This is a genomic window from Paenibacillus sp. ALJ109b, assembly GCF_010747435.1.
GTDB lineage: Bacteria > Bacillota > Bacilli > Paenibacillales > Paenibacillaceae > Paenibacillus > Paenibacillus taichungensis.
This window is the reverse complement of record NZ_JAAIFP010000005.1, coordinates 15,836-41,710: the sequence shown is the minus strand read 5'-3', so window position 1 is coordinate 41,710 and position 25,875 is coordinate 15,836. Positions and strand designations below refer to the sequence as shown.

Here is a 25,875-nt window from a genome sequence, read left to right as displayed (position 1 = left end):
CGGATCCCGGTCGATGCTCGATATGACATTATGTACGTTGGGATGTGAAGAACAGAGTAACCCCCAGCCATTTTATTGAGTTTCAGTCCATCTATGCTCAGGATGATATGCAAATTCATAGTCTGCAATCATCAAGAATGACACACGACTTTGCTGATCGAGCACCATGGATAAAATCATCAAATTTTCATAGCCACCTTCAAGTACGAATTTATCAAATGATGTTATTACACTGTAGTTGCCTTGTTTATCTCTCTCCATGAGATACGTAATCGTGCGTACTTTTCTTTGATTAGAATCAATAAAGGCTTTCTTTCCGTATTGCTGGATTACTTCTTGAATTGTACTTCCATAGCCTATGCCACTTGGCGTTTTATATTTTTTTGATTTTGCTGCCGCATCATCGATCACGATTCCATCCACAATTCCTTCTTTGTAATGAATCCACATACCTTTATACTGGTAAACATTCGTATGATAATAATAATCCACGTGTTTCCCCAACTGCTGCTCAACCTCTGCTCGAGTATCTCCGATTTTAACGGTGATATTCTTTGCTTTATTCTGAACTTTAAATTCTTCTTCTGTAAGTATCGTAGTCGCAGGAGGCAGATTAGAGACTTCGGAAAGACTATCGGATACTTCAGAGGTACTTAAAAGAGTCATAAAAAGAACAACAAATAGTATTCCTTTGGTCAACAATAACATTCCTTTCAAACATGTTCAGCAGGTTATAACGATTGAAAATCTTCTCTGGTCATCGCATACAAATTCAAATCCTGCATTTCGTTTTTAATTTTCATGTAACTCCGTAAAAGCCCTTCGAATTTCATGCCTGTCTTTTCCATGACCTTTGCGGAACCGATGTTACCCACCAGACATTTAGCCTGAATTCGTTCCAACCCGATGTCTTCAAATCCAAATTGAATGATTCGGCTAACCGCTTCCGTCATGATTCCTTGGCCCCAGTACTCATTGGATAACACATAACCTAATTCCACCCTCATACTGTTGCTGTCACATGCTAAATAATTGCAGCTGCCAATCAACTTCTTCGTTTGTTTATCCTCGATTCCCCATGGCCCCAGCTTATCTACCTCATATCGACTCATGACAAAATCAATAAAGACTTTGGTATCCTCCTTGCTCTGATGTGCGTCCCAAGTTGTGTACTCCGATACCACAGGAACCGCGCAATAACGGTACATCTCATCCAGATCAGCATAGGTAATGGGCCTAAGGAGCAAGCGTTCTGTTTCCAATATCGGAAATGGGTCAAAATAACTTTCAATGGACTTCATATGCATGCCTCCCCGGCTTATTCAAATTAGTTTAACAACCGTTATTGATAAGGAATCACACTATCCCGTTATTCTGTTTTGTTCTGGCTTTCCGCTTCTTGATCTACAATTCCATCACTCACAAAACGCTTGAGACTTTCTTTGGTTTTGGAGCTGGTTGCTTCATATTCCGCCCATATTAAATAGAACAGGCCCAAGATTAAAGCAGCTATACTCCAACTTTGCGGAGCGGTTCCAACATAATTCAGCAACTCCTGAAACAAGTCCGAATCCCACGAAGTTACTCCAGAACCAAAAATGGCAGCACTCAAATATCGAACACCGTATAGAAATGCCGCTATGACCAGCAGCAGTGTCCCTGTAGTTCTACGACTCATCAATACTCCCCCTTTATCAAATCACGGCCATAATCGCCGGTGCTTCCATTGCCCATGTTGCAGAACATATTGGATTCGCACATGCTTTCGCTCCGGGTCTCCCTGCCAGAACTCAACTTCCTTTGCGTTCACGGCGTACAGTCTCCAATTCGGTGTCACAACATCAGGATCTCGGCTGATCCGCTCTTTCTGAGCGGCAATGGCGCGTTCCAATTCTTCCTCGCTCTCCAGCTCCTGACTCTGTCGTCCTGTCATCGCAACTGCGCGTGCCCCTATCGATCTTTTCCGAAAATCCGCTGCACCTGCTTCCTCGCCCATATCCACGGCGTCTCCCATTATGCGGATCTGCCTGCCCAATGTAGGCCAGTAAAAGGTCAGTGCCACATACGGATTGTTCTCCAGCTGCTGTCCTTTTCGACTCTCCGAGCCAGATGCAAAATAAAAAGCATCGTCAACCACGTCTTTCAAAATCAATACTCGTGCATCCGGAAAACCATTCGAATCCACTGTCGAAATCGTCATCGCATGAGGTTCTTTCACCCCGTAATCTATAGCCAGTCTCAGCCATTCCAGAAAAAGATCCCCTGGTCGATCCGGTAAAAGCTCGGTATTCCAAGCTGGAAAAGGTCCAGACAAGGACTTCAACCCACGCAACAAATCACTTGGTTTATCACTCATCTCGGCAACCTCCTTATACTTCCATTTCATTCCATTGTAGCGTAATAGGCCATTTACTCAACTATTTGTTTTGAAATAATTGATATGTTCAATCTATTTCCCCTGATAAAAGAAGGATATATTAAGCAAAAATCAAATAAACTACATTAGAGCTTTTCATTTCGAAAGGAGTGATGTGGTATGAAGAATAACCATGTTGCAATGATTTTTAGGAAGAATACGAAGTAAGTGCAGAGGATAAATTCCTCTGCGAAGTAAAATTTGGGAGGAGTTTTGTATGGTAGTTGTATTAAAGCCAGTGTCTAATGAAAATTGGTGTGAATGTACCCAGCTTAAAGTTAAGCCAGAACAGCTTAATATCTTTCCTGCACCTGTCGTTTATTGGATTGCTGAATCTAAATATGTTGATGATTTTGAATTGCGTGCTATTTACTCGGAAGAGGTTTTAGTCGGTTTTCTCGTATTCTGTGCGAAGCCAGACAAGGATGATAACTACTGGATTCCTGCCATAATGATTGACGAGAAGCATCAAGGAAAAGGTTATGGCAGGGCAGCAATGAAGACTTTGATTCAGCTTATGCGTATTTCCTTTTTCTAACCCAGATGATTCATCATTTTCATGCTGCAAAACTCCCAACCATTTACCCCTTTTTCAAGCGTATGGACACTGGTATTCCCAATAGAATGAAACTCCGATGTATTGGTCCAATTTTGGTTTCCTAAGAGATAATAAAGGATGTTGATTACTCCGCCGTGCGTGACCAGTAGAACATTCGATTTGATCTGTTGCTCCTCTATACTTCGGCATAAATCCCGAAAGGATGTACATATTCTGTTATAAAAATTCCGAGGACTTTCTCCTCCTGGAAACGGGGTGTCCATTCCAAGGGTGTTAAAATAAACTCCTGCATATTTCACTTCTGCTTCCTTATTTGGCATTCCAGCCAAATCTCCGTTGTTCATTTCTCTCCAGTCTTTCAGATAAAGCCCCTTTATGTACAGTCTTTTTTCAAGCTCTTTGGCAGTCTGTACTGCACGCGGAAGATCACTGCTAATCACCGTGTTTATCTTATATTGCTCTGAATGTTGGTACAGGTAATCTCCGAGCCTCGCCGATTGAGTAATACCTTCCTCAATGAGCCCTCGCTGACTCCAACCACCTCTGTAACCCTCCTCATCCATGCCGTGCCTTACTAAGAAAATCTTCAAGATATCTCCTCCTCTATTTGAATCCTCTTATAACAAACCCCGGCCCTAGATCTTCCATCTTAGGTCGGGGCTTATGTTTTTATTTCACAAACGTATTGTGAACTCGAACTGATTTTATAAAATAAGGAATCCATACGGCACAGGTGAGTACCGTCCTACCTATCCCTTTTAACGAACTTCCATCCTCAAGTTCTACCGCCATAGGAATCTGAAGTAACAACAGATAATCAATGATGCCCACGGCTAGACTGACACTGTAAAACATAATCATAAGACGAGGGAATATCGATTTCTTTCTATAAAACGTAATCAGCGTGTATACGCTAAATACTAAAAATAGCACATTATATACCGTTTCAAAAATGAGAACCGGGCCCCACCATGCGTGATAATAGTCAGATTGTTTGGAAGTTAAGAGCTCCCAAGTCTCTCTCGTCATTGAAGGTACAAGGTATTGAAATAATTGCACAACAAGCATAATGATGGTGAGATAAAGTCCAACATGGACAAGAATCAACCATCCCCCAAGTCCTGATATACCCAAAGGTCGATAATCAACCTTCTTTTCTTCAATTTGTGGTTCCACTAAATAACACCTCCTATTCTGTTTTGTTATTCTGAGATGACTCCTCTTTCTCGTGTAAACTTTTACACAACTGTATTATTATACAATGCGAGGAAGTGATGCGATACCAATTTCTCCAATTAAAGCCATTGACCAAAAAAGAGGGTTACTCTTTAAAAGATAATCCCTCTTCTTCAAGTGCTTGTCGAAGTTTTGGCATCGCAGAAGGCCCGATCCCGTGCAGCTTCAAAATCTCTTTTTCTGTGTATTGCGAGAGTAGCTGTAATGTCGTAATTCCCTGGTTCTCCAGCGCACGTCTAGCGGGTGCCGACAGCAATGAGAGAAATCCCTCTTTCGGTTTCCGTTCCTTCTCACATACCGGACAAGTTGGACAATCGCTACTTTTGTAATAGGAATGCCCTTGTTCGCATGTTCTTAGTGTTCCTTTAGTGTTTGCCATGTTAGTCACCCCTTCCTGTATCGGATAACAATTATCTCGGATTTAGCTACTCAACCAGTTCTCAACATCTGAGATCATATCCTCATATTGTTTTAAAGCCTCTATAGTCCATGTAACTTGTGATGTTCCCATTTGTTGTTCTTCATCGTCTGTGCATTCAATCCACAAAGAGCGTTTTAGACTGTATTCGAGCCAATCCAATTTTCCGGAAAAACCATTATCGAGAACCCTTCTCCAATTGGCGTTTAAATTCCCCACTCGAGACCGATATCCATTTATAAAAGCCAAGAACCTTTCTTTGCCCACGTTTCCGGTCTGATCTACAGACCAATACATCGCTGTTTCCACCAGATCATGCATCGGATTGATATAACCCGCTGATTCCCAATCAATAATGATGGGGTTGTCCTGCTGCCACATCACGTTCTTAGGTTCAAGATCTCTATGGCTAATAACTGTATTTGAGGCCAGCATTACTGATGCTTTTTTTGCCTGGGTACTCCACTCATAGAGCTTTTGAATGTTGTCAGCTAATAAGATTGTCCAATCCGAATTTTCTGTCTGCCCTTTGGTTAAATAATCATTCCAATCGGTTTCTTTGGAATCATCCAACTGAAGGTCAGGAATATGAAGCTGTGAAAAATCAGTTTTATGAATATCCGCAAGAATCATGCCCATATGCTCACAATGGGTTTCGGTTACTTCATGAAGCTCCAGACTTTTACCATCAAGCCAGTCAAATATAAGATAACATTGATGATCTAAGATCTGCATCGAAGAACCGCTTATCACTTTGGCAGGTTGAGCATCGATAAAATTTGCTGCCACGTTTGCTATTTTTTCGGTTTGAATATAATTTTGCATAGCTGTAGGTCTACTCATAATTTGAGGATTCAGTGCTTTCACAGCATATTTGGCATGTGTAGTTTCAATGGCATACATGCGATGTAAAAGCCCACCCGAGATTGCCTTGGGTGTACTGATCAACTCACCAAGTTCTAATTCAGCGACGAGTTTTTCGAATTTTAGATTATATTGAATATTATTCATACGTTACAACACCTTTTGGAAACTACCAATATCCAATCTGCGATCAAATTTATATCCCACGCCTTTAAACATCGCACATTGCTCATACCCATGCTTTTCGAACAGGGACTTGCTGCGTGTGTTTTCCATGCATACCGTAGCAATCAAGGTGTAGAACCCTTGCTCGCGCGCAACATTCTCTATAAATCCCAGTGCCGTTCCACCAATACCCTTCCCTACGATATCCGGTTTCAAATAAATGGTTACTTCTCCCGAGAAGTCGTAGGCTTGTTTGCTCTTGTATTGAGTAATTAGCACATACCCTTTAATTTCGTTTTCTTCTTTAATGACAAACGATTTAAAGCGCGGATTTTTGTTTATGACAGATGCTTTGATTTCTTCCAGGGTCAATTCTTCGGTATGAAATGAGATGGTCGTGTTGGAAACGTAGTAGTTATATATTTCTCTGACTTCAGTCAAATCCTGTTCCGTTATTTCTTCAAAAGAGTAGCAGGGCATTTCCATTTTCATACTGATAAATAACATGTCCTCGTCATGCACTTTGCTATAAAACTCCTTATCTCTTTTAAAGCCTATCCGCTCATACACTTTAATTGCTCGTTCGTTGAATGTGGCAACCACCAGTCGAAAATGAGAACTATTAAATTGGTTTTGCAAGAATGCTAAACTTTGTTTAAGGAATACCGATCCTATCTTTTGCCCTGTCAGATCTGGATCTAATCCAAGGCCTATATCCAGATATCCTTCTTCTTGATACAGTCCGATTGAGGTTCCTCCCGGTACACGTGCTGATTCCCCACAACAAATAAATCCCACTACCCTCTCCATTTCATCCATGACTGAAAAGTACTCCCCATTCATCAATTCTTGAATATCTTCATTGGATTCAGAGAAACTGTACATCGCATATTCATGTTCGTACTTCCAGGTAGCGATTTTTTCTGCATCAACTATTTTCATTGGTTGATAGGATAAAAGCATGAATAGTCCCCCTTTTTATACACTTACGGGTTTAATGAAGTCGATAGAGACACCATCATTGTTTTTCATACAGACTGGCACTCCAGTTCCCCTGTTTCATTCTGCGAATGTATTGGAATCCATAGTCTTTATAGTATTGATTAAGTCTCAGGTTATCTGCCATGCAATCCAGCCTGATCAAAGTTTTACCTTTTTGCCTAATGTTCTCTTCTGCTGATTTTAGAAGGAGCAGGCCTATATTTTGCCCTTTAAAATCTCTATTCACTGCAAATCGGTGTATGTATCCGGAATTGGTGTTGTCGAGCTCTTCCCAAATCAGGGGATCTGACCACGTTAAGGTATACGTCCCTACGATTTCATGATTTATTTCAGCAAGATATACGTCAGATCCATCCGTCATGAATTCATTTACTTGTTCCAAATTGAAATACTCAGGACGCCATTGAAATATCTCTTTGGAGTTCAGCCATCGGGCAGACTCCTGCCATAGGTTCAACACAATGGAAGCTTCCTCCGGTAACGCAAGTCTAGTTATGAGTTTAGTATTAATTTGCTCCATCAAGATCCCTCGCTTATTCAAAAGTTTAATACCCCCATCAACCACGCTGCAAATCGTTCTTTCTCCTCGAACTGTGGGTAATGAGCCGATTCTTCAAATACAACAAAATCTTTTTCGGGTGCTCCAAGCTCATCGAAATAATCCCTTGCCGCATCCACAGACGTCATATAATCATACTTTCCCATAACAAAATAAGTCGGTATCTCCAGCTGATCTACAATATCTGGCAAATGGTTGGTGGACTCCTCCTTCAGGAGAATTTCCTGTGTAGCCTGCACTCCCATGGAATAGCGAATCACATCCAGTGCATTATATTCGGTTCCCAAAAGAAAGCCGAGCATATAGTCCCTGTTGTCATCAATAAGCCTAGCCGTACCGCCGTATTTGCGAACCAACTTTCTTGGTGTGTATTTCTCGCCTCGCTCAATCGGATTCCGAAGACGTTCCAGACTTTCCGCATCAGCTGTACTGTCGGCTTGTTTCGCTTGTGTGATCGTATATTCCAAACTATCCAACTCACTCTGCACAGTATCAGCTACTTGTCCAATACCTACATACGCAACGAATTTTTCAGGTGCTTTGGCCGCCGCTTTTGTCCCTATGTATGTACCAAATGAATGACCGACCAGCGTAACCTTTCTTTGCTCCAGTTCAGCAGTGACGTAATCCGTTAAAGCCAGTAAATCATCTACAAGCACATCTGAAGTCACATCCGAATAATCCTCCATGAAATGATATGACTTTCCGCTTCCACGTTGATCATAATGCACAATGGTAAAATGTTGCTCAAGCTCCTGCTGATACTTTCTTACATAAGGAATCTCGGAGCAACCAGGGCCACCATGTACAAAAAGAAGGATAGGATTGTTCCGATCCGCACCGCGAATCATAACCTCATGACCTGCACCATTGATCTCAACCTGTCCTAATGTGCTGATACTATTCTCTCCCTTGATCCCAGGGGTCCAAGTGGGAAAGATTAGTGCGATTATTACGAGTAAAAGAATACTAAGCATGGCGCGTCTGAATATTTTAATCGACCTCTTACGCATCAGATGGCTCCTCCGGCAGATATTCGTGTGTTTATTAAGTAGACTCCAAACTCCTCACTCGTGACTCCTTACTGCTCCTTGTTACTTCACTTTATAAAAATACGGTCCGCACCTGGATTCATGGGTATGTACATACGTCCACGTGAACGCTTGGTCAAAAATATAAATATCCTGTTCCGAATCAAAATCTTCTGCGATGACCTTATTCGCATTCTGAAATACCTGTATGAATGGTGTATGTTGATACATGACATACAATTCGTTTTTATTTTCGGCATTGAAAGCATCTCGTGCTGCATCGTCTGTTAGGCAATCCTGTTTCTCATAACTGAACATATGCCACTTGTACTGGCTATAATAGATAGCCTCTTTTACCTCTTCACTGATGTTCTTGGCAAATGTGTTATCCCATTTCTGTATCATTTCTTCGGATTCCTCGCACAATTCAGTCACAAGGACCCCCTTGTCCTCCAAATTTTTGTTATACATATATTTGCGGTGCACAAGCTCGATTCGCGAGTAAATCACGTTCAGTTCATGGTCCGGTAGAGCATCCAACAGCTCATTAATTTCATCTCTAATCATCATAACCTCCGAAGTTTATTGGATTTAAGATTTAAGATTTAAGATTTAGAATACACTAGCATTCCAGCTACTCACCGTTTGCTTCTTCTCGAAGCAAATAGGCTAATCGGTACATTTCCGCGATATCATATCTATTCTGTTCTTCAAATCTCTTAATCGCTTCACCAATCTCCACAACCTCTACAGCAATTACCTGTTCCCCATCTGCCGGATTCAATGGTTTACCGACCAGCTCAACTTCTCCATAGCCAATAATTCTCACAAAATGAGGATGTGGAATATGCGGTCTATACGGCTCAGGTGCGCTCGACATGCAATGAAATTGCCCAAACACCCGATACGTGATCAACTTGGCTCCGAGCTCCTCCATCACTTCACGTTGCAGTCCATCCATATACTTCTCTCCTACCTCCAACGTTCCTCCGGGCAGCTCCCATTTTCCGTTATCGATCTGAAAAACAACCACTCGTTCCCCCACAAACGGGATAATGCTCACATTGCTTACCAGCGTTTCATCCACGATGTCATTCAATCTAAACTCCGCTTTAACAATTCCCCAGTGAATCGATGTGCTGAGCGCCGGGAACTGTTCCCGATCCAAAGTCTTCATTTTTCTATCCGATCCTCTCTATGTAAAATAAATCTTCCATTATAAGTTCTATCTCTCATTATAGATCAAAAAAGAAAAAAGAAGGCCACTTTTCCCATCGGGAATCCATGGACCTTCTATTGTCATTTCAGTTGAACTAAAGAATGTCTATACTATTCACTCTGACCACTAATGGTGTACCAGTTTCCCGTTTTCCAAAAAGAGAACCCGATCACATAGCGGCAAAATCCGCTCATCATGCGTAACCATGACTGCACTCTTACCCTGTTCCTTCACGAGCCGTGCAATCATGCTCACAATATCTAGTCCGCGTTCCGCATCCAGACTGGCTGTCGGTTCGTCCGCGAGCAGGACGGCTGGATCATTCATCAAAGCTCTGGCAATGGCAACCCGCTGGCGTTCTCCGCCGGAAAGCTTCTCGGCATATGCCTTACGACGATGCGATAAACCTACCGTATCCAGCAGCTCATCGACCCGCTTCTCTGCCTTGTTTTTGTCCGTTCCAGCGAGCTTGGCGACCACCATCAGTTGTTCTTCCACTTTCAGATACGGAATGAGGTTGGCACTTTGAAAAATAAACCCGAGTTGCTGGAGCCGTACATCGGAAATGTCCTGTTTGTTTTTGCCCATAATCGATGCGCCATCCAGCATAACCTGTCCTTCCGTCGGTTCAAGCAGTGCACCTGCGATGGACAGAAATGTACTTTTGCCTGAGCCAGAAGGCCCCATGACCGCGACGAGCTCTCCTTCGGCCACCTTAAGATCCAATTTATCCAATATCGTCCGTTTGACCCCACCATCTTCGAATGTCTGTGTAATTCCCTGCAATACCAGTCGGTTTCTCATGCTGCTGTCCTCCCAATCGCATCAAGCGCATCAATTTTGGTAACCTTCCACACCGAGAATAGCGAACCCGCCATAGACATCACCACGAATAACACACAGGTTAGTGCCAGGGTGGACAAGCTTAATTGAAACGGCATTGAAGCTGGCAAGATCGATTCAAATAGCTGAACCAACAGCACACTGATCACCAGACTGCCGATGGACAGAAGCAATACTTGCAATGAAACACTGCCCGCCAGATATGAATTTCGCGTTCCAATGGCTTTCAAAATACCAAATTGACTCGTTTTCTGAATCGTGATGACGTAGAAGAATACCGCAAGCACAAACGCCGAGATGACAAATAAAAAGGCAATCATCATGAGCAGTGAGCCCTGCTCTTCCTTGTACCCAGGAATAGCGGATACCGCATCGGACTTCGTAATCACTTCCGTATTCGGCAAAGCGGAACTGAGGCTGTCTACCTTCTCACCTGCATCTTTAACGGCAATCGCATTGTATACCGGAGCATTAGAGTTTGCTGTTCCTTGCGAAGTACGAGAACCTTCTTGAATAGCGAGCCATTCCTGCTCGTTTAAGAACACAACCGGTGAGTGACTGAAGGACTCATTTTCCACAAATCCACCTACGGTCCACTTCGTTCCCGAGGCTTGATCGACCAGTTCCGTCCCAATCGTCACGCCAGATTCAGACAGCTTTTGATCTACTACAACCTGCCCGTCTTTCAGATCCGTAATTGGAGAGCCTTCCGTTACGGTTGGAGCCAGCCAACCTTCCGGGTTCACCATGAATAGCGTTACATCAATCTTCTTTGTATCGCCAGCTGGACTGACTGTTGTCATTTTTACACCCAGCGGTTCAGCATTCTCTTGCCCCACAACGGAGCGTGTCTGTTCCAGATGATCCTGATTCACCTGAGAGCGGGTAAAACGATGATTCGAATCCTGCTCCAGAACAAAATGGGTTGCTGCCATATTTTTGATGGATGCCGCGTTGTCATACGCAAGCCCCTGTGCCAGACCTGTGACAAACAAAACCAGAAATGATACAAGCACCATAATTGTAGCAATTAATGCATATCGCCCTTTGGCAAACCTCATCTCTCTAATAGCCAAGTACATATTCTCTGACCTCCTCTTGATAACCCAAGTATAGGAGGCGAAAATGAACGGCAAATGAATAACAGATTACATCTGCGGGAGCGTCACGGTAAAGACCGTTCCTTCGGTCGAACTGGAGACCTCAATCGTGCCGTCATGAATGCGGATAATTTTCTGCACAATGGCAAGCCCAAGTCCGGTTCGGCCGGAAGAACGTTCTCTCGCACGGTCTACTCGGTAGAAACGATCAAACAGGAACGGTAAATGCTCTGCCGCAATCCCATCTCCTGTATCCCGAATATGGATCACGCACTGGGCATTGGTCTCTTCTGCACGAATCTCGATACTTCTCCCCTGTGGAAGATGATTCACGGCATTACCCAGCAGATTCATCCATACTTGCATGAGCAGCACTTCATTGCCATAGAGTTGAATGGATTCGGGTACCGAGATCCGGAGCAGCAGTTCTTTCTCTTCCAACTGCCATTGCAGCACCTGAACCGCTTGGCGGAATTGATCTCGTAGAGAAAATCTCACTTTGGTCAAATCCTCATGACCTTGTTCCAGAGAGGACAACAGCAGCAATTGTTTACTGAGCAACGAGAGATGGCGGCTCTCCTCTTCAATAATGGAGGCATAGTGCTCCCGTTCCAGTTCAGGCAGATCCCGATCCGCGACCAGTTGGGCAAAACCCTGAATCGAGGTCAGCGGCGATTGAATCTCATGAGATACGTTGGATACAAACTGCTGTCGTGCCTGATCCACTCGCTCCAATTCACGACTCATGGTCATGAAATGCTGGGCCAGCTGTCCAATCTCATCACGCCTAGTCGTGGACAATTTCAGATTATAGTTTCCTTGAGCAATGCGTTTGGTCGCCTCGGACAGACGTTCAATCGGATTCACCAGATAGCGGGTACTGATTATAAAGAGCAGGATACTAATGCCCACCGTAAACGCTCCAATCAACGCAAAAAAGATACGCAGCTCACCGAATTGCAAAATGACATCCGGGCGCATAAACAACGCATAACTTGCATTGCCCATCTGTAGATGAACACCAACGGTATTGCTCAATTGATTATCGAAGAAACCGGTAATGAAAGGTTTGCTGGGAAACTCAGCGACGCCGTGGTATATCTCACCACTGAGCACCTGCTCTACAGCCTGCTTATCCAGATCCTTCTGGCGGAATTCACGGCCATAGAATTGGTCATTCCCTTTTCCATCCGTCACATAAATTTCGTAACCGAGTTCTGCGGCATTGTTCAGATAATGCTCTACCGTAGCTGGTTCCTGCTCTACAAACTGCTTCATTTGCGCCGCAATGCCAACTAACTTCTCGTCATTGAAAGACTTCAGCTTCGCATGATAATAAATATTGGATAAAAGAAAACCCAGCATGGCGCTGACCAGAATCACCGCGATTGTAATCATAAACACCCGAAAGTACAGTGATCTCAATGCGCTTTCACCTCAATCTTATAACCAATCCCCCGTACCGTCTGAATGACAAAATCATCCGCATAATCGGCAAAACGATCACGCAGCCGCTTAATATGTACATCCACGGTGCGATCATCTCCTTCGTAATCCGCACCCCAGACTAACCGAATCAGTTCATCGCGCGAGAATAAGCGCCCCGGAAACTGAGCAAGTTGAGAGAGTAGCTCGAACTCCTTCATTGGTAAAAAGAGAATGGATTGCCCATCGGAGACCTCGACATTGTTCCGGTCAATCACGATGCGATTCATGCGAATGATATCACTGGACGTGCGATGGTAACGGCGAAATAATGCCTTAACCCGGTAGACCAGTTCCTCGGGTTCAAATGGCTTCGTCACATATTCATCTGTACCTCTCAAGTACCCATCCCGCTTGTCGGATAGTTGATCCCGTGCTGTCAACAGCATAATCGGAATGTCATAATGTTGCCGAATAAAATCACATAACTCCAGTCCGTCCATACCTGGCATCATCACATCCAGAATCGCCAGATCGATCGGCGTTGCTTGCATAACCTTGACCGCTTCCACTCCATCCTGTGCTTCATGCACCCGATACCCTTCCTTGGTCATGACATGCCGGAGGAGTGCTCTAATATTGGCGTCGTCGTCCGCCAGAAGCAGATTCTTCATATTGTTGTCCGCCCCTTTTCTGTAAGTTCCAATAATATAGATTCGCGACTTTGATCCTGCACAGATGGTAGCACAAAAGCACCGTAAATCGCCAGCGTACATGCAATGAGGCCCCGCGGGCATGTTTATATTTTCTCAAATCTGGTTGACACTATTATTAGGCACATCTATAATAAAACCATAACATATGAATAAATGCTCATATGTTCATGTATTAGCACTTTATCATTGTCGAGGATCACTTTAGTTACAAAAGAAATCAATTACATAACGGAGCACGGCTCCAAAGGAGAGGATCTCATATGTCCGGACATCATCACAACCACGACCATGGACACAATCATGGTAATACCAATAACAAGAAAGTACTGTTGTTTTCCTTCATTATTATTACCGTTTATATGATAGTTGAAGCCGTTGGTGGATTCATCACCAACAGCTTGGCCCTCATCTCCGATGCAGGTCATATGTTGTCTGATTCCATAGCTTTGGGGATCGCCTTGCTGGCGTTCACCTTTGGCGAAAAAACGGTGAACACAGGCAAAACGTACGGGTACAGACGCTTTGAGATTTTGGCAGCCACGTTAAATGGGGTCACCTTAATCGCCATCTCTCTTTACATTTTCTATGAAGCAATTGGGCGATTCATTAATCCGCCAGAAGTCGCAACGGTCGGCATGCTGATCATCAGTACCATTGGACTACTCATCAATATTTTGGTTGCCTGGATCATGATGCGTGGTAGCGATACAGAGAAAAACCTGAATATGCGCGGTGCTTATCTCCATGTCATCAGTGATATGCTGGGATCGGTTGGCGCCATTGCTGCGGCTTTGCTCATGATGTTCTTCGGTTGGGGATGGGCCGATCCACTCGCGAGTGTCATTGTTGCTGTACTGGTTCTGCGCAGTGGATTCTTTGTCACCAAATCATCCTTGCATATCTTGATGGAGGGAACGCCAGCGAATGTCGATGTGAATGACCTTGTGCAAACCATTCAGAAAGTAGATGGCGTCAAAGGCGTCCACGATGTGCATGTCTGGTCCATTACCAGCAACCTGAATGCGCTGACCGCTCATATCGTGGTCGATGGAACGATGGATGTATACGCATCTGAGGTACTTGTTCAGAAGATTGAACATCTGCTGGAGCATAAGGAAATCAAACATGTGACCTTGCAAGTCGAGTCTGAGAAGCATCTTCACGACACCTCGGTATTATGCACCGTCAAAGGTGACGCACCGGATGCTCATGCGCATCATCATCATTGAGATGAGCAGTTGTAAATAGAAACAGGACTTATTCCCGTTAGAGGAATAGTCCTGTTTTTCATTTTGCACGTAACTTTAATTCCTTTCGGGTGTTATGTAATACAGATGGCAGTATCGAATTAACTTGTTTTACAACGTAATTTACTTAATATAACGGGGAGGTTAAATCTACCATGGGGAAATTCCAAAAGTTCGCGTCTGTGATCCTTGTACTGATAACGCTCCTCCTATTTCTTAACTACCTGGAGCTAAGAGAAAACAATAGACTACAAAATATCATCATAGATGGTATATATAATTAGCCTATCCATTTAAGTGGATAGCCTGGATATGTTCTCGATCAAAATCAATAATCATGATGTGACCTTGTAACACATTGTCTCCACAGGCTATTGTTGCTCCGTAGTCCTCTTTACTATTAAATGTGATATCTACTTGATATACTTCAATTTCATTAAACCAATCCTTATGTACTTTTTCACGAAGTTCGTTCTCATAGTAATTTCGAAATACGGCCTCACACTCCGTAAACCATTGAAGATATGAATCTATTACATCAGCAATTGCATCTAACTGAATAGTCGTCGATATATAGATTCGGACATCCTTTAAATCTTCATCCTTTTTGGATTGCTTAAATATTTGGACTGTATTTTTCAAAACATAACATTTGTACCTCTCATCACTTTCTTCCAAGAGCTCAATGAAATCACTTTGCATCTTAACCCTCCTTCCATAAAACGACCTGCATGATGCAAGGTATTGCTTCTTGAATAGGCACCTATACTATACTTTCTCGTCAATAATATATTTATTATCGCCTTGTTTATTGTTATTTTGTTTTTTAATTTCAGTTCTCAAATAGTGTACTTCTTTTATTAGATCCTCAAGTCTTTTCGATGTTTTTGATGAATCTATAGCATAACGTATAACTGCAGCAACGATAAGAAACACAATAAAACATAGGATCAACGCTATAAGAGCTCCAAAGAATTCCATCCTGATTGACAACTCCTTACTTATATTAAACTGTATTTGATTAACTGTTATGTTTACATGCATATATCGTATTGTCAAACCACGTGCGACGGAATTACCCTGGAGGATTTGTGAATGCCACTATATAGAAAGAGGTAATAATCATGAGAAATAGAGCATTTTTCCCGTTGCTTCTGCTCTTCCTTCTTCTCACAGCCTGCGCTTCAGAAGTTCCTACTGAAAATCATGACACTGAGGTTATCCCAAGAAATGAGGCTATGCCCATGATTGCAAATGTTGAGACTAACTATCCCGAAAAAGAAGGTTGGATTGTAGTTCCTACAGATAGCACAGAGTTAAATGTGACAGTAGAGGCCACTAACGCGGAAACACTTCTTTTCTGGGCCGTTCCAACAGGAACTGAGACTTGGGGAGAACGAGAACTTATTGGGTATGATACCAACGAGGACGATGGTTGGAAGATAACTTGGGATATTGTGGGTAAGTCTTTGCATCACCATGTGATTGTTCAGGCATTGGGGAGTGATGGTAAGACCATTACCGATGAAACGTTAAATATTACGAACGAGTAAGGTCGATTTAGATCATTTAATTAACGAAGATATTTATTAATAATGGAGACCCACCCTGATAACTATTATCTTAGGTGAGCCTCCATTATTTTTGTATGTAGTTGTCTCTGAACTACTTAATCTTGGAAAGCAGCTTCTCTTTCTTTTGATCAAATTCATATTCCGAGATGATATTCTTTTCTTTTAATTCACCCAACTGTAGCAGTTGTTCATGAACATTCACCGGAGCCTTTTTTCTCTTGCTAGATATGATCAGAGCTAGAATTGAGAAAAACAGACCATACAAGACACCCAGAATTCCCATTCCTGCTGCGGCATCCGAACTTTCTTGCGAACTATCTAGAAAAAAAACTGCTATTAATAAAGAATTAAGTACGAACCAAATAAGGCTGATGATCGATAATGCTTTCAATGAATATTCCTCCTAAATGTTATGTATCCTTCTATTCAAAAACAGGAAGGCCGATCAGAAGACTAAACATCAACCTCGTCCCAGTTAATAATGACGTATCCAAGCTGAAACAGCAGGATCACAATATAACTGATGTTGATTCCCAAGCTGGTCTTAACTTTCTTGATCTGATCCAAGCACTCTTCTTTGTTCATTTTTCCGCGTTCCAGCTTAGACTTGATCTTTTGTTTTTCTTTCCATAACATATAGAACTCAAGTACTGCAAATAATCCCCACGCCAATGGGTATACCAGTAACACTGCATTAGCAACTGACAACAGCATAAGCGAACCTTCATCCAAACCTTTCTCAATTCCTAGCTTAAAGCTTACATTCACGCTTAAGGTCAAAATGACTAAACCAAAACCTATGAAACTTAAATACGGTGTGAATTTGGAGTTTCGCATGTGCTCTTCCTTTCCGGCAATCTCCATTTGTCTATAAGGTTCTTAGATAATCTATGGTACTCGTTAATTCTGACCATCTGGCTGAGAGGAATTTCGCATAGTTTACTGGACTGATTCCATAGGTTCCTAGAGAATGGCCGTCATTGATCTCTACCAGTTTCATATTTCCTTCTTGATCTACGCCAAAATCCATTCCATATGCAGCCGGTGCATCCTTAAAATCGCTGATTGCTTTCTCAATAACGCTAGAATCCAACGTTGAATCCCATGCTCCTTTATATCGCCTGATATCCAGAATTTCTCCGTAACGTATAAAGCAACGCCACTCTGTCTTAAAATCAACAATCTCGGAACACCATATGCTAGTATCCTCGTTCTCTTCCACAAGTCCAATAAAATCGATGTATTCTTTCACCACTTTTCCTGCAAATTTTTTGGTAGTATCCTTGGGTTTGATGAACACGTTCCAACTTTCTTTATCTTGAAAAAGATCATTTATCGTTGTACTCCATACTTTTCTTCTCAGGTAACCTGCTAAGGCAGTTGGATAATCTATTTCTCCTTGTGTTCTTCCCAATCCTAATTGTTCTAGACGCTTTCTTACATTGCCTATGCCTCCCACTAGTAGGCTTTCGGGGCTATGATCCTGGATCTCTCGTAAATCAAAAAACTTAATGGTTTCCCAACCCAATGAACTGAAGCCTTCATTAGCAATAAACGCATTAACATTATAGAAGTCTCCATTGTTATTAGTTTGTATATAGGCTCTCATCGGATTCTCCTCCTCACTAAAACATTGTATGACCCCATCTTTACGTGGTTCATAACATAATTTCGTCCACGCTGCTTCGGTGATTGCAGTGGTAATCATGCGTAGCATAAACTCTTTTTCTTCATCAAAGGTGTCTATAGTCCATGGTATCTCATCAATATCGAAACCAACCGTACCGGTCCCCACGACAGACTGATCCCGCTGTGCCGGCCAGATCGTCATTTTTCTCTCCCGACTCGTCTTGGCTAACATCGACCCACTGATTACAAGCACCTTTAAAAAACTCTATCTGGCTATCACTATTTGTACCATAAGCATACTAGCGCTAGGCTGTGGTAGCAAACTTAATTCTTCTGGTCCAGTGCAGGGTTCTGCTCCTGAAAATACTGCACCAGTGACAACAACTAGTCAGGGAAGTTACACGTATCGACCTGCTTGTTGACGGAAATGCAACTGAGAGTTTAATGGTCCATGTTGGAACTAGAAAATCCACTAGCCCGTAAACAACATTCCACCCTATGAAAAAAACGCCGAATCTCTAAATAGAATCGGCTATGAATTAAAATGTAGTCGGCATTGTCACTCAATGTACGAAGCTAGCAGATGGCTGATCCCCTCACTGAAATATGTAACTGGAAATAGGTGCACACGCTTTTTGAGAATAAGATGATTCTTCGCTTTATTAAGATACCTCATGCATTCAGAATGAGTCGGATTCTTAACAGCAGATGATGATCACTAGAGATAACAATGAGGCTTAAAAAGGTGACCCTGTAGAATACAGGAATCACCTTTTTTAACAAGCTATATTTTTTTAGAACTGTGCTTTATTAAGTCGTTACCTTTTTTAGTTTCATGATGTAGTAACCTTAACGTTATTAACATATGCTTTGAAGTTCTTATATGCATTTTCTATATCGACTACACGGATATCCTGGTTATCTGCGTCGCTTATGTTTGGAATTGGCAATGGTCCATATTCTTCAATCTCAATCGAAATCGGTTCAATACTCGAAAAATACTCAAAAGAAACGATGCGAGCCTGAGTAAACGGTGTCTCCCCTCGATACATTGCTGCCATCTCAGCCAATAACTCGGTTAAGGATTGAGGCTGGGTTTCAGGGAATTCAATTTCTGCAACCTTACCAGCATCATCTGGTTTAATTGGGCCATGTGGAGCAACATACCATTCATCTACAGCTGCTAACAGACGTTTATAAGAAAGAGTCTCGGGAAGATCTCCTATAAATTGATAGTCCATAGAATTATTTGTTTCTTCAGAAGGAGATTGAGGCCCCTCTGTTTCGACCATTGAGCTATTCTTTGTTGTTGTTACATATCCAATAGTACCCGCTCCAACAATCAGAACTAAAACAATAACAACAATCCATTTTTTGTTCATTCGTTCTCCATCCTTATGAAGTAATGATTTCTCTTGTATTTCCGCATTTAACTTGTTCGCATCGCCCTATAATATCACTGTTGTCCTTAGCTGCATGGTGCATGGATAACGTAAAATGAACAGCTCAACATGATACTGTCGTTCTTTATTGTACGCTATTCCAGGTTTTTTTTACAGTTTTTCCTGTTTATATCGGCAAAAAAATATATGATCGATATTGCCTATGAAGAACCACACGTTTCTTCAGCGACACATTTATTCGACGTACTGTAAAACACAAGGTCTCTTAAACGATAATAAACTCAGTAAGAGCTGTAATTATAGCTCTTACTGAGTCATCAATGCTAGGTACTAACTAATAACACCTACCAAGTACCATATAGTCCGATCGATGTTGGTGTGGACCCACCACTGATGCCAATATCAATAAAACCAATGTTTGAAGGTGCGTAGATCAAATTACCATTTGGATCTCTGTAAGCATTAAACTGAAGGTACTGTTCATTAATTTCGCCATTCTGTGCTCCGTAAGATTTCTTAGCAAAGATTGAAGAACCAGAGGGGATGTTTGTCCAGAAACTTCCTGATTGATTTAGGGCTCGTAGAGACCGTCTTGTCTTGTATTCTACTGCAGCGAAATTCCCCTGTCCAGGAATATACAACGAAGCATTATTATGATATGCGTATTCATCAATCGGCGACTCTGCGCTTTCTGAAATTCCTAAAAGACCGAGGTTAAAGATTCCGTATACGATATTACCACTCGAGTTACGGAACATGATGGGAGTATCTCCTCCCTCTGTATAACCTGTCACACAATATACCTCTCGATTATAGATTGTACCGACACGTGAGCCCTTATTATTCTGGTCTGTATAAACAGGTACTGCAACTCCTGATTTATTTACTGCAATGTAATGTAGCGCCATTGACTTTCACTCCTTATATAAATAGGTTGATAGATTTTTAGGAGATATTGTTTGCTCAGATATTTAACTTCATAGATGTATCTGGCATCAATGGAGTTAAAAGCAAACTAGATATCTTACATCTACAATATAATATATCGTTACGTTACGCAATACTTTTTTTGAAAAATAATCTATTCATCTATTATTCTCATATTACAGAATGTATCTCATAGTGTTTTAACATGATGCAATATGGTACCGGCCAAAATTAGGAAATCATCACGTGGGATTCTGTTAGTCAAGTTGATTCAATTGGAGGTTAACTTTCCATTACTTATCTCCAGATCCTATCGTATTTCTATTTTCAATTATATCTCATTTCTTTACTACACCGCTTGTACTTGGTCTACCCAGTTCAAGAGTTTGCCCTGATATCTTTCTATCCAACAAAATATAGAGTTAAATAATTTAGAATTAGTATTGCGTAACGTAACGCAATATGATATTGTATAAATCAGGAAGTGATACTTTTTCTAAAAGGATTGTGAGAGCTTCTCCTTTTCTTTACTAAAACTATTTATGAGAGGATTGATTTTTATGGCAACAGTTAGCGGCATTTTTGAACGACATGGTGGAATTGGTATTCATATTGATGGTCTACAGTACCCGACAAGGGATTACAGCAGTTTTAAAACACAGATTACTTATCGTGGAGTTGTCCGATCTGTTCGAAACTGGTCTTACTATTCTTCTGGAAACCACGCCTATTTTTTGGATGATAGTAGCACTGCTTGGCACAATGATGACGGGAACCCAGTCACTGTTGAAGCATGGGGAAACATTAATGGTACTGAATTCTACATCGGATCAGGTAACATATTTTAATAAATAGTATTCATTTTATTGCAATGCTTAACATTCACAATCTAGGAGAAAATGTTCCTTCCTACTTCCAGTACTGAATAATCAGACATATTATATTGCGCAACAATACGCAATGTAACGTTTTAAAATTATTGATACTGCTCTTAACGTATCCTGAGTACTTCTTCTATTCTTTATTAAAACTATCTATTTATGAGAGGATTGATTTTTATGGCAACAGTTAGCGGCATTTTTGAACGACATGGTGGAATTGGTATTCATATTGATGGTCTACAGTACCCGACCAAGGATTACAGCAGTTTTAGAACACAGATTACTTATCGCGGCGTAGTGCGATCAGTTCGAAATTGGTCTTACTATTCTACCGAAAACCATGCTTATTTTTTGGATGATAGTAGTACTTCTTGGCACAATGATGACGGAAACCGAACTACTGTTGAAGCATGGGGAACCATTAATGGTACTGAATACTATATCGGCTCAGGTACCATAGCTTAAAATATCCAATGTTTATATTCCAATCCTTAATCCTACAAGAAACGTGTATCTTCCTTCCAAAAACTTAATCACAATCAGTAAACAGGGGAACATAGACAGTGAAGAACTGTCATGTTCTCCTTCTTTGCCATATAAATGTTATTCCCATTTTTGATTCTAATACATAAAAAAGACAAAGGTGTTAGGCTACACCTCAGGAACAGACCGAGTTCTAATGTAAGAATAACGTTTGTATAATTATATTGTATGACGAGTCACTAATTAGGATATGACGTTTAAAGCTGGAAGAGCTAGCTTTTACTAAAGCTGTCGGATTCTTAGCTTGTTATTGCTTCCCCAGTCCGTTACTTGTTTAGACAAAGGCTGAGCCATCCCTAACACTGTGCATACTGTAGGATCCTAGGCTGAAAGATTGTTCCCACTATCCTAGGTCAACGTATGCTAGTGATTGTACCGACAGGATCTCACCCTTCAGGTGCATCGATAGATTCGATCGTTTGGTTTATTATGCTAACCGCAAGATGGACATGTTGAGAAGTACATCTGGTGACTTTAATTCCAGCGAATAGTCATATTATAGATTTTGGCAGCTCATTTTTTTGGTTGGGGTCTTCTTTGCAGTTACTTACCCCAATTACGCTATTTGAGGACGGCTGATAGCTTCTTAACAGAGCTTCTGATCTATAAACATACACAACACAGCTTAGGGAGTTTTTTCTCTTCCAGAAATGGCTGTCCATAACTATGGTGAGATTGACCTTTTCACATGTATAATTTTTTATAAGAACCAAAAAGGTTGGAACAACATTGTAAACTTGTTTTAGTAAATAATGTGATATAATTTAAAGAATAGAAATAAGAAATAATTTTTTGAAAGAAGGAGAGAAAATCATTGAATAAGAGTTTGATTATATTGGGAACCACTAGTTTCCTACTTTTTGGTAGTATATTTATGTCTACTCCAACGAGCAATGTTGATGAGAAGCAAACTCAAAGTACAATTCGAACAGGTGTCTATACTTCCGATGGCACTAAACTTGACCATATGCCATGGAAAAGCCTACTTAATGACTATCATTCTTTGGAAAATAATAAAGAACCAGCATCTCTTCCACGTTCAGACGTTTACTTACCAGACGGTACCAACGCAGAACAGCTTCCTTGGACAAATCTGAATCTTGTGAAGTAATTGCATATAGCACGCGTGGCAACAGCAAGTTGTTGCCTTTTCACTTTTTCAAGACTACTAACTGAAATAATTTAATATGTGACAGGTATGATTTATTGGAGGGCTAGAATGGAACTAAAATTTAATCTAGAGCTTAAAGATCTGGCTGATATGCAAGAGGATGTTGTCCGAAAATCCAAAGAACATAAAAAAATTAAATTGATTATGACTATAATTTTTTCTTTTCTTATTTTCTTCACAGTTCTACGGGCCTCTTTTTCCCTTATAAGTTTAGCTATCATTATATTATTTGTTATTACTTTTCCCTTTGCGTACATCAAATTGACCATTTTTTCGTTGAAAAGGAACTTAAAAAAACAAAATCTAAGTATGATACTCGGCAATAATGTAATGATTCTTAGTGATGAAGGAATTTCTCGGAGCACCGGAAAAAATACTTCCTTTTTAAAATGGGATGACATCTCCATTGTTAGGGAAGATACAGAGCATTACTTTTTATATATGACCGACATCCAAGGCATTATTATCCCTAAAAGGGCGATTTCTTGTGAACAATTAAGTCAGGAGTTTCAACACTACTATGACACTTTCCTCTTGCCTAAACTACAGGCATAAATGTTAAGTGCGATACATTAAAGTTTTAGAACGTATTAAAAAAGAAGTGGACCCCCTATCCAGATGAGGATGTCCACTTCTTTACTTCTTCTAGTTTACCTCAGTTAAACTCGTTATGCCCCTCCATCTCCATCTCCATCTCCTGAGAATAGGAATGTAAAGAACGCAATGATCGCCGATGCTGTTCCATACACTGCTCCCCCTACCCCAATACTAGGTGCAAAAATAACCGCTGCGATAATAGCAGCTGCAACCCCAACTCCACCTACAAGGTATGTCAGTGCATTGTAATTTGGCTCTGTTTCGGTTGGAACATGTTTAAACGTATAGACAACCGTCACTTCGAGTTTTGTCTTTGTGCCGTCAGTGAGCGGAATTTCACTCTTATACACTTTAATTTCCATAATCAGTTTATTACCTTGCGGTGTTGCTTTAATTGCGATAATACCATTCTCTACTGACAACGACACATTGTTTAAAAAGTTTTTGAAATCTTTCACTTCATCGACAGATAATTTTGTTGTGGTATCCCCTAAAATACTCTCAGCGGAAACCCCTAATTGACCATTCACGATATTGATTTTGTGCATATCGTTTCCTGTAAACTCATACTCTGTCTGGGTTGTCACATCAATATCTACCATAAAAGATGAGAAAATTCGTTGTGTCGTGTTAAATGTAAAATTGGTGGAGTACAAGGCAGGTGTATCCTTTAAGAGTGGGAATGATGTAATCATATCCACCCATGCAGTGAAGAGAGCTTCTCTTTTCAAGTCAGCAGGCGGCGTTACAGAAGAGACGCCTGTATCTCTACCAGAGTATGCTAGTTTATCAATAGCAAGTTGCCCTGCGCCTGAACCTATTGAAGTCTCAAAAAATTGATCGAATGCCCAGTTATCCGGCATAGGAAAACCTAAGTTACCACTAAATCCAGTAGACATATCAGAGACAAAACTGTAATCAGTTTTTGCTTTAAGATCATTCGCTGTTCTAATGCACGTATTACGCGCGCCATAAATACCCACTTTATATCGTGGCAATTTACTCAAGTCTGCGAGTGCATCAAACACCTCTCTAATTTCACGGAAGTACGGAATCAGCTTTTCTGTTACTTCATAATCATACGCATCATAATCTACAGCAAAGTAAATGGTAGTGCCTGAACTAAATCCCAAGTTCCTTGCTGCCAAATGGGCCTTATGTGCGTCTACCTTACCTTGACCTGTAACAAAATGAGTAGCTCGGTGTCCTCCATCTTGATAAATCGGGAAAACTCGCATGCCTCCATTGAAGATTATTTGTAGTTCTTCTGGAGTCATCGCTTTAGAACGTACTCCACCGTTACCAGTAGATACATTACCAGTTAAATAACGTCCTATCACTGTATAACCATTGCTGACTAGTGTATTTACGTGTGCAGTTGTCAGGATAGTAGAAGCATCGCATGCTGTAGCACTTCGATTAGTGTCCCCATTGCTAGTCATTAACTGTTTAATTGTTGACATGTTTGCTACCCCAGTCACTGGCAGCATCATAAAACTTTGAAACTTCTTTACGGCGTTGGTTACAGCCGAGTCATAGACTCCGTCAAATTCACCTGTATCATACTCAGATCCGTTACAAACCAAGGCGTACTGCAAAATACGCACAAACCCTCGTGGGCTATTGCTTTCACTTAACGTCGGACACAGACTAATGGTACTCGGACCAAAATTACCATTAGCCACACCTACAGCGAGTCCTTCCTCTGCTTGCAAGCCATAGATTAGCGCTTTGTTGGTGTCTCTAGAATAGATACCATCTGTGGGCATTAAACCAAAATATCGATTATAATCACGATTCAAATTTTGTTGTGCTTTACGAATCGAAGCGCTACCGCCCCGCAGAGAAGCCAGTTTATAAGAACTCATGTTAAGGAGAGCTTTCATTAGAGCTGCCGTGACTACGCCATCCTGGACTGCTAGACCAACATCACTTTGAAGTTCCTTTACAACTCTCTCTGTACCATCAAAAAAGCCTCCTGTGAATCCACCTGGGTTATAACCTTTGCAAAACAAGGCTCCCTGCAGAATAAAATTGAAGTTATTAGCCGGTGCACCTGTAGTTTGTTTGCTCAAAGGTTTGAACAGACTTTCCGTTTTAGGTCCAAAGCTATCTGAAGTTTCAGCTCCTGGGATTCCTAGTTCTAACTGCAATGCTCGGATCAAGGAGTAAATTGTATTCCAACCTGTTAATCCATCTTCAACAACTGGTTTGTACCCTACTCGGTTACCATAGGTATTATTGAGCCAAATTTGTGTCTGTAGTACTCTTGCATCCATTCAAATGACCTTCTTTCGCTTTAATTTTTATTCTGCTAAATTCATGACATATTCCTTATATTTATTAGGTG

At 41.3% G+C, this 25,875-nt stretch carries 32 protein-coding genes; 7 read left to right on the top strand and 25 right to left on the bottom strand.

Going from position 1 to position 25,875, the window contains the following annotated elements; translation table 11 throughout:
- Positions 1-72 precede the first annotated feature (72 nt).
- The 4 genes from G3352_RS05755 to G3352_RS05740 form a co-directional block, all read right to left on the bottom strand.
- On the bottom strand, positions 73-699 hold the full coding sequence (locus G3352_RS05755) for a hypothetical protein (RefSeq protein WP_205524723.1): 627 nt from the start codon (positions 697-699) through the stop codon (positions 73-75).
- 32 nt (positions 700-731) lie between these two features.
- Positions 732-1,301 (bottom strand): GNAT family N-acetyltransferase, encoded by a 570-nt coding sequence (locus G3352_RS05750; protein WP_163754869.1) that lies wholly within the window; start codon positions 1,299-1,301, stop codon positions 732-734.
- 68 nt (positions 1,302-1,369) lie between these two features.
- Positions 1,370-1,678 carry a hypothetical protein gene (locus G3352_RS05745; protein WP_205524722.1) on the bottom strand — a complete coding sequence of 103 codons (309 nt, stop codon included), beginning with the start codon at positions 1,676-1,678 and terminating at the stop codon, positions 1,370-1,372.
- 21 nt (positions 1,679-1,699) lie between these two features.
- Entirely contained in the window at positions 1,700-2,356 is a 657-nt protein-coding gene (locus G3352_RS05740; RefSeq protein WP_163754867.1) for a pyridoxine/pyridoxamine 5'-phosphate oxidase, read from the bottom strand.
- 277 nt (positions 2,357-2,633) lie between these two features.
- Between G3352_RS05740 and G3352_RS05735 the strand changes: the two genes are divergently transcribed.
- Positions 2,634-2,954, top strand: a complete 321-nt coding sequence (locus G3352_RS05735; RefSeq protein ID WP_163754865.1) for a GNAT family N-acetyltransferase — start codon at positions 2,634-2,636, stop codon at positions 2,952-2,954.
- Here the strand turns inward: G3352_RS05735 and G3352_RS05730 are convergent.
- The 13 genes from G3352_RS05730 to G3352_RS05670 form a co-directional block, all read right to left on the bottom strand.
- Positions 2,951-3,565 carry a histidine phosphatase family protein gene (locus G3352_RS05730; RefSeq protein WP_163754863.1) on the bottom strand — a complete coding sequence of 205 codons (615 nt, stop codon included), beginning with the start codon at positions 3,563-3,565 and terminating at the stop codon, positions 2,951-2,953. The two genes, G3352_RS05735 and G3352_RS05730, sit on opposite strands and share 4 nt — an antisense overlap.
- 79 nt (positions 3,566-3,644) lie before the next feature.
- Positions 3,645-4,151, bottom strand: coding sequence for a DUF2569 family protein (locus tag G3352_RS05725; protein ID WP_163754861.1), 507 nt, complete (start codon positions 4,149-4,151; stop codon positions 3,645-3,647).
- Positions 4,152-4,296: 145 nt separating this feature from the next.
- Complete coding sequence (locus tag G3352_RS05720) at positions 4,297-4,590, bottom strand: RNA polymerase alpha subunit C-terminal domain-containing protein (RefSeq protein ID WP_079696416.1); 294 nt, start codon at positions 4,588-4,590, stop codon at positions 4,297-4,299.
- 42 nt (positions 4,591-4,632) lie between these two features.
- A complete protein-coding gene (locus G3352_RS05715) occupies positions 4,633-5,640 on the bottom strand; it encodes an aminoglycoside phosphotransferase family protein (protein WP_163754859.1) in 1,008 nt (335 codons plus the stop codon).
- Between the two features lie 3 nt (positions 5,641-5,643).
- Positions 5,644-6,621: a GNAT family N-acetyltransferase gene (locus G3352_RS05710; RefSeq protein ID WP_163754857.1), complete on the bottom strand. Its 978-nt coding sequence runs from the start codon at positions 6,619-6,621 to the stop codon at positions 5,644-5,646.
- 55 nt (positions 6,622-6,676) lie between these two features.
- Positions 6,677-7,120 carry a GNAT family N-acetyltransferase gene (locus G3352_RS05705; protein ID WP_231952635.1) on the bottom strand — a complete coding sequence of 148 codons (444 nt, stop codon included), beginning with the start codon at positions 7,118-7,120 and terminating at the stop codon, positions 6,677-6,679.
- A 77-nt stretch (positions 7,121-7,197) separates the two neighbouring features.
- A complete protein-coding gene (locus G3352_RS05700; protein ID WP_163754854.1) occupies positions 7,198-8,232 on the bottom strand; it encodes an alpha/beta fold hydrolase in 1,035 nt (344 codons plus the stop codon).
- An 81-nt stretch (positions 8,233-8,313) separates the two neighbouring features.
- Positions 8,314-8,817: a DUF4275 family protein gene (locus G3352_RS05695; RefSeq protein ID WP_163754853.1), complete on the bottom strand. Its 504-nt coding sequence runs from the start codon at positions 8,815-8,817 to the stop codon at positions 8,314-8,316.
- A gap of 67 nt (positions 8,818-8,884) precedes the next feature.
- Positions 8,885-9,427 (bottom strand): NUDIX hydrolase, encoded by a 543-nt coding sequence (locus G3352_RS05690; protein ID WP_163754851.1) that lies wholly within the window; start codon positions 9,425-9,427, stop codon positions 8,885-8,887.
- Positions 9,428-9,595: 168 nt separating this feature from the next.
- Complete coding sequence (locus tag G3352_RS05685) at positions 9,596-10,273, bottom strand: ABC transporter ATP-binding protein (RefSeq protein WP_163754849.1); 678 nt, start codon at positions 10,271-10,273, stop codon at positions 9,596-9,598.
- A complete protein-coding gene (locus G3352_RS05680; protein WP_163754847.1) occupies positions 10,270-11,394 on the bottom strand; it encodes an ABC transporter permease in 1,125 nt (374 codons plus the stop codon). The genes G3352_RS05685 and G3352_RS05680 overlap by 4 nt, the downstream gene beginning before the upstream one ends.
- Positions 11,395-11,460: 66 nt before the next feature.
- On the bottom strand, positions 11,461-12,837 hold the full coding sequence (locus tag G3352_RS05675) for a sensor histidine kinase (protein WP_163754845.1): 1,377 nt from the start codon (positions 12,835-12,837) through the stop codon (positions 11,461-11,463).
- Positions 12,834-13,511, bottom strand: coding sequence for a response regulator transcription factor (locus G3352_RS05670; protein ID WP_109999414.1), 678 nt, complete (start codon positions 13,509-13,511; stop codon positions 12,834-12,836). The genes G3352_RS05675 and G3352_RS05670 overlap by 4 nt, the downstream gene beginning before the upstream one ends.
- Positions 13,512-13,813: 302 nt before the next feature.
- Between G3352_RS05670 and G3352_RS05665 the strand changes: the two genes are divergently transcribed.
- Positions 13,814-14,782 (top strand): cation diffusion facilitator family transporter, encoded by a 969-nt coding sequence (locus G3352_RS05665; RefSeq protein ID WP_163754843.1) that lies wholly within the window; start codon positions 13,814-13,816, stop codon positions 14,780-14,782.
- A 303-nt stretch (positions 14,783-15,085) separates the two neighbouring features.
- On the opposite strand, the gene G3352_RS05660 is transcribed toward G3352_RS05665, so the two are convergent.
- Together G3352_RS05660 and G3352_RS05655 are read right to left on the bottom strand one after the other, a co-directional pair.
- Positions 15,086-15,502, bottom strand: coding sequence for a hypothetical protein (locus G3352_RS05660; RefSeq protein ID WP_163754842.1), 417 nt, complete (start codon positions 15,500-15,502; stop codon positions 15,086-15,088).
- A gap of 66 nt (positions 15,503-15,568) precedes the next feature.
- Positions 15,569-15,781 (bottom strand): hypothetical protein, encoded by a 213-nt coding sequence (locus G3352_RS05655; protein WP_090894809.1) that lies wholly within the window; start codon positions 15,779-15,781, stop codon positions 15,569-15,571.
- Between the two features lie 143 nt (positions 15,782-15,924).
- Between G3352_RS05655 and G3352_RS05650 the strand changes: the two genes are divergently transcribed.
- Complete coding sequence (locus tag G3352_RS05650; protein ID WP_163754840.1) at positions 15,925-16,353, top strand: hypothetical protein; 429 nt, start codon at positions 15,925-15,927, stop codon at positions 16,351-16,353.
- A 112-nt stretch (positions 16,354-16,465) separates the two neighbouring features.
- Here G3352_RS05650 and G3352_RS05645 read toward each other — a convergent pair whose 3' ends face one another.
- The 5 genes from G3352_RS05645 to G3352_RS05625 all read right to left on the bottom strand — a co-directional run bounded on the left by G3352_RS05645 (position 16,466) and on the right by G3352_RS05625 (position 20,314).
- Positions 16,466-16,765 (bottom strand): SHOCT domain-containing protein, encoded by a 300-nt coding sequence (locus G3352_RS05645; protein WP_163754838.1) that lies wholly within the window; start codon positions 16,763-16,765, stop codon positions 16,466-16,468.
- A 62-nt stretch (positions 16,766-16,827) separates the two neighbouring features.
- Positions 16,828-17,211, bottom strand: coding sequence for a hypothetical protein (locus tag G3352_RS05640; RefSeq protein WP_163754836.1), 384 nt, complete (start codon positions 17,209-17,211; stop codon positions 16,828-16,830).
- Positions 17,212-17,242: 31 nt separating this feature from the next.
- Positions 17,243-18,205 (bottom strand): ATP-grasp domain-containing protein, encoded by a 963-nt coding sequence (locus G3352_RS05635; RefSeq protein ID WP_240342955.1) that lies wholly within the window; start codon positions 18,203-18,205, stop codon positions 17,243-17,245.
- A gap of 631 nt (positions 18,206-18,836) precedes the next feature.
- Positions 18,837-19,385: a hypothetical protein gene (locus G3352_RS05630; RefSeq protein ID WP_163754834.1), complete on the bottom strand. Its 549-nt coding sequence runs from the start codon at positions 19,383-19,385 to the stop codon at positions 18,837-18,839.
- 365 nt (positions 19,386-19,750) lie between these two features.
- Positions 19,751-20,314 (bottom strand): hypothetical protein, encoded by a 564-nt coding sequence (locus G3352_RS05625; RefSeq protein ID WP_163754832.1) that lies wholly within the window; start codon positions 20,312-20,314, stop codon positions 19,751-19,753.
- A 561-nt stretch (positions 20,315-20,875) separates the two neighbouring features.
- Between G3352_RS05625 and G3352_RS05620 the strand changes: the two genes are divergently transcribed.
- From G3352_RS05620 to G3352_RS05605, 4 genes are all read left to right on the top strand, one after another.
- On the top strand, positions 20,876-21,181 hold the full coding sequence (locus G3352_RS05620) for a hypothetical protein (protein ID WP_163754830.1): 306 nt from the start codon (positions 20,876-20,878) through the stop codon (positions 21,179-21,181).
- Between the two features lie 210 nt (positions 21,182-21,391).
- A complete protein-coding gene (locus G3352_RS05615; RefSeq protein ID WP_163754829.1) occupies positions 21,392-21,679 on the top strand; it encodes a hypothetical protein in 288 nt (95 codons plus the stop codon).
- Between the two features lie 892 nt (positions 21,680-22,571).
- On the top strand, positions 22,572-22,868 hold the full coding sequence (locus tag G3352_RS05610) for a hypothetical protein (protein ID WP_163754827.1): 297 nt from the start codon (positions 22,572-22,574) through the stop codon (positions 22,866-22,868).
- 108 nt (positions 22,869-22,976) lie between these two features.
- Positions 22,977-23,483 carry a YcxB family protein gene (locus G3352_RS05605; protein WP_163754824.1) on the top strand — a complete coding sequence of 169 codons (507 nt, stop codon included), beginning with the start codon at positions 22,977-22,979 and terminating at the stop codon, positions 23,481-23,483.
- 113 nt (positions 23,484-23,596) lie between these two features.
- On the opposite strand, the gene G3352_RS05600 is transcribed toward G3352_RS05605, so the two are convergent.
- Positions 23,597-25,804: a glycoside hydrolase domain-containing protein gene (locus tag G3352_RS05600; RefSeq protein WP_163754822.1), complete on the bottom strand. Its 2,208-nt coding sequence runs from the start codon at positions 25,802-25,804 to the stop codon at positions 23,597-23,599.
- Between the last annotated feature and the right edge of the window lie 71 nt (positions 25,805-25,875).

Bases quoted from the DNA above. Each gene is read 5' to 3' on its own strand.
- G3352_RS05680 (WP_163754847.1), bottom strand. From the start codon at position 11,394: ATGTACTTGGCTATTAGAGAGATGAGGTTTGCCAAAGGGCGATATGCA.
- G3352_RS05690 (WP_163754851.1), bottom strand. From the start codon at position 9,427: ATGAAGACTTTGGATCGGGAACAGTTCCCGGCGCTCAGCACATCGATT.
- G3352_RS05660 (WP_163754842.1), bottom strand. From the start codon at position 15,502: ATGCAAAGTGATTTCATTGAGCTCTTGGAAGAAAGTGATGAGAGGTAC.
- G3352_RS05625 (WP_163754832.1), bottom strand. From the start codon at position 20,314: ATGGCGCTACATTACATTGCAGTAAATAAATCAGGAGTTGCAGTACCT.
- G3352_RS05700 (WP_163754854.1), bottom strand. From the start codon at position 8,232: ATGCGTAAGAGGTCGATTAAAATATTCAGACGCGCCATGCTTAGTATT.
- G3352_RS05715 (WP_163754859.1), bottom strand. From the start codon at position 5,640: ATGAATAATATTCAATATAATCTAAAATTCGAAAAACTCGTCGCTGAA.
- G3352_RS05695 (WP_163754853.1), bottom strand. From the start codon at position 8,817: ATGATTAGAGATGAAATTAATGAGCTGTTGGATGCTCTACCGGACCAT.
- G3352_RS05600 (WP_163754822.1), bottom strand. From the start codon at position 25,804: ATGGATGCAAGAGTACTACAGACACAAATTTGGCTCAATAATACCTAT.
- G3352_RS05685 (WP_163754849.1), bottom strand. From the start codon at position 10,273: ATGAGAAACCGACTGGTATTGCAGGGAATTACACAGACATTCGAAGAT.
- G3352_RS05720 (WP_079696416.1), bottom strand. From the start codon at position 4,590: ATGGCAAACACTAAAGGAACACTAAGAACATGCGAACAAGGGCATTCC.
- G3352_RS05620 (WP_163754830.1), top strand. From the start codon at position 20,876: ATGAGAGGATTGATTTTTATGGCAACAGTTAGCGGCATTTTTGAACGA.
- G3352_RS05605 (WP_163754824.1), top strand. From the start codon at position 22,977: ATGGAACTAAAATTTAATCTAGAGCTTAAAGATCTGGCTGATATGCAA.
- G3352_RS05650 (WP_163754840.1), top strand. From the start codon at position 15,925: ATGAGAAATAGAGCATTTTTCCCGTTGCTTCTGCTCTTCCTTCTTCTC.
- G3352_RS05745 (WP_205524722.1), bottom strand. From the start codon at position 1,678: ATGAGTCGTAGAACTACAGGGACACTGCTGCTGGTCATAGCGGCATTT.
- G3352_RS05615 (WP_163754829.1), top strand. From the start codon at position 21,392: ATGGCAACAGTTAGCGGCATTTTTGAACGACATGGTGGAATTGGTATT.
- G3352_RS05635 (WP_240342955.1), bottom strand. From the start codon at position 18,205: ATGACGATCTGGCCGGCACAGCGGGATCAGTCTGTCGTGGGGACCGGT.
- G3352_RS05655 (WP_090894809.1), bottom strand. From the start codon at position 15,781: ATGGAATTCTTTGGAGCTCTTATAGCGTTGATCCTATGTTTTATTGTG.
- G3352_RS05750 (WP_163754869.1), bottom strand. From the start codon at position 1,301: ATGAAGTCCATTGAAAGTTATTTTGACCCATTTCCGATATTGGAAACA.
- G3352_RS05735 (WP_163754865.1), top strand. From the start codon at position 2,634: ATGGTAGTTGTATTAAAGCCAGTGTCTAATGAAAATTGGTGTGAATGT.
- G3352_RS05740 (WP_163754867.1), bottom strand. From the start codon at position 2,356: ATGAGTGATAAACCAAGTGATTTGTTGCGTGGGTTGAAGTCCTTGTCT.
- G3352_RS05630 (WP_163754834.1), bottom strand. From the start codon at position 19,385: ATGAACAAAAAATGGATTGTTGTTATTGTTTTAGTTCTGATTGTTGGA.
- G3352_RS05665 (WP_163754843.1), top strand. From the start codon at position 13,814: ATGTCCGGACATCATCACAACCACGACCATGGACACAATCATGGTAAT.
- G3352_RS05640 (WP_163754836.1), bottom strand. From the start codon at position 17,211: ATGCGAAACTCCAAATTCACACCGTATTTAAGTTTCATAGGTTTTGGT.
- G3352_RS05670 (WP_109999414.1), bottom strand. From the start codon at position 13,511: ATGAAGAATCTGCTTCTGGCGGACGACGACGCCAATATTAGAGCACTC.
- G3352_RS05710 (WP_163754857.1), bottom strand. From the start codon at position 6,621: ATGCTTTTATCCTATCAACCAATGAAAATAGTTGATGCAGAAAAAATC.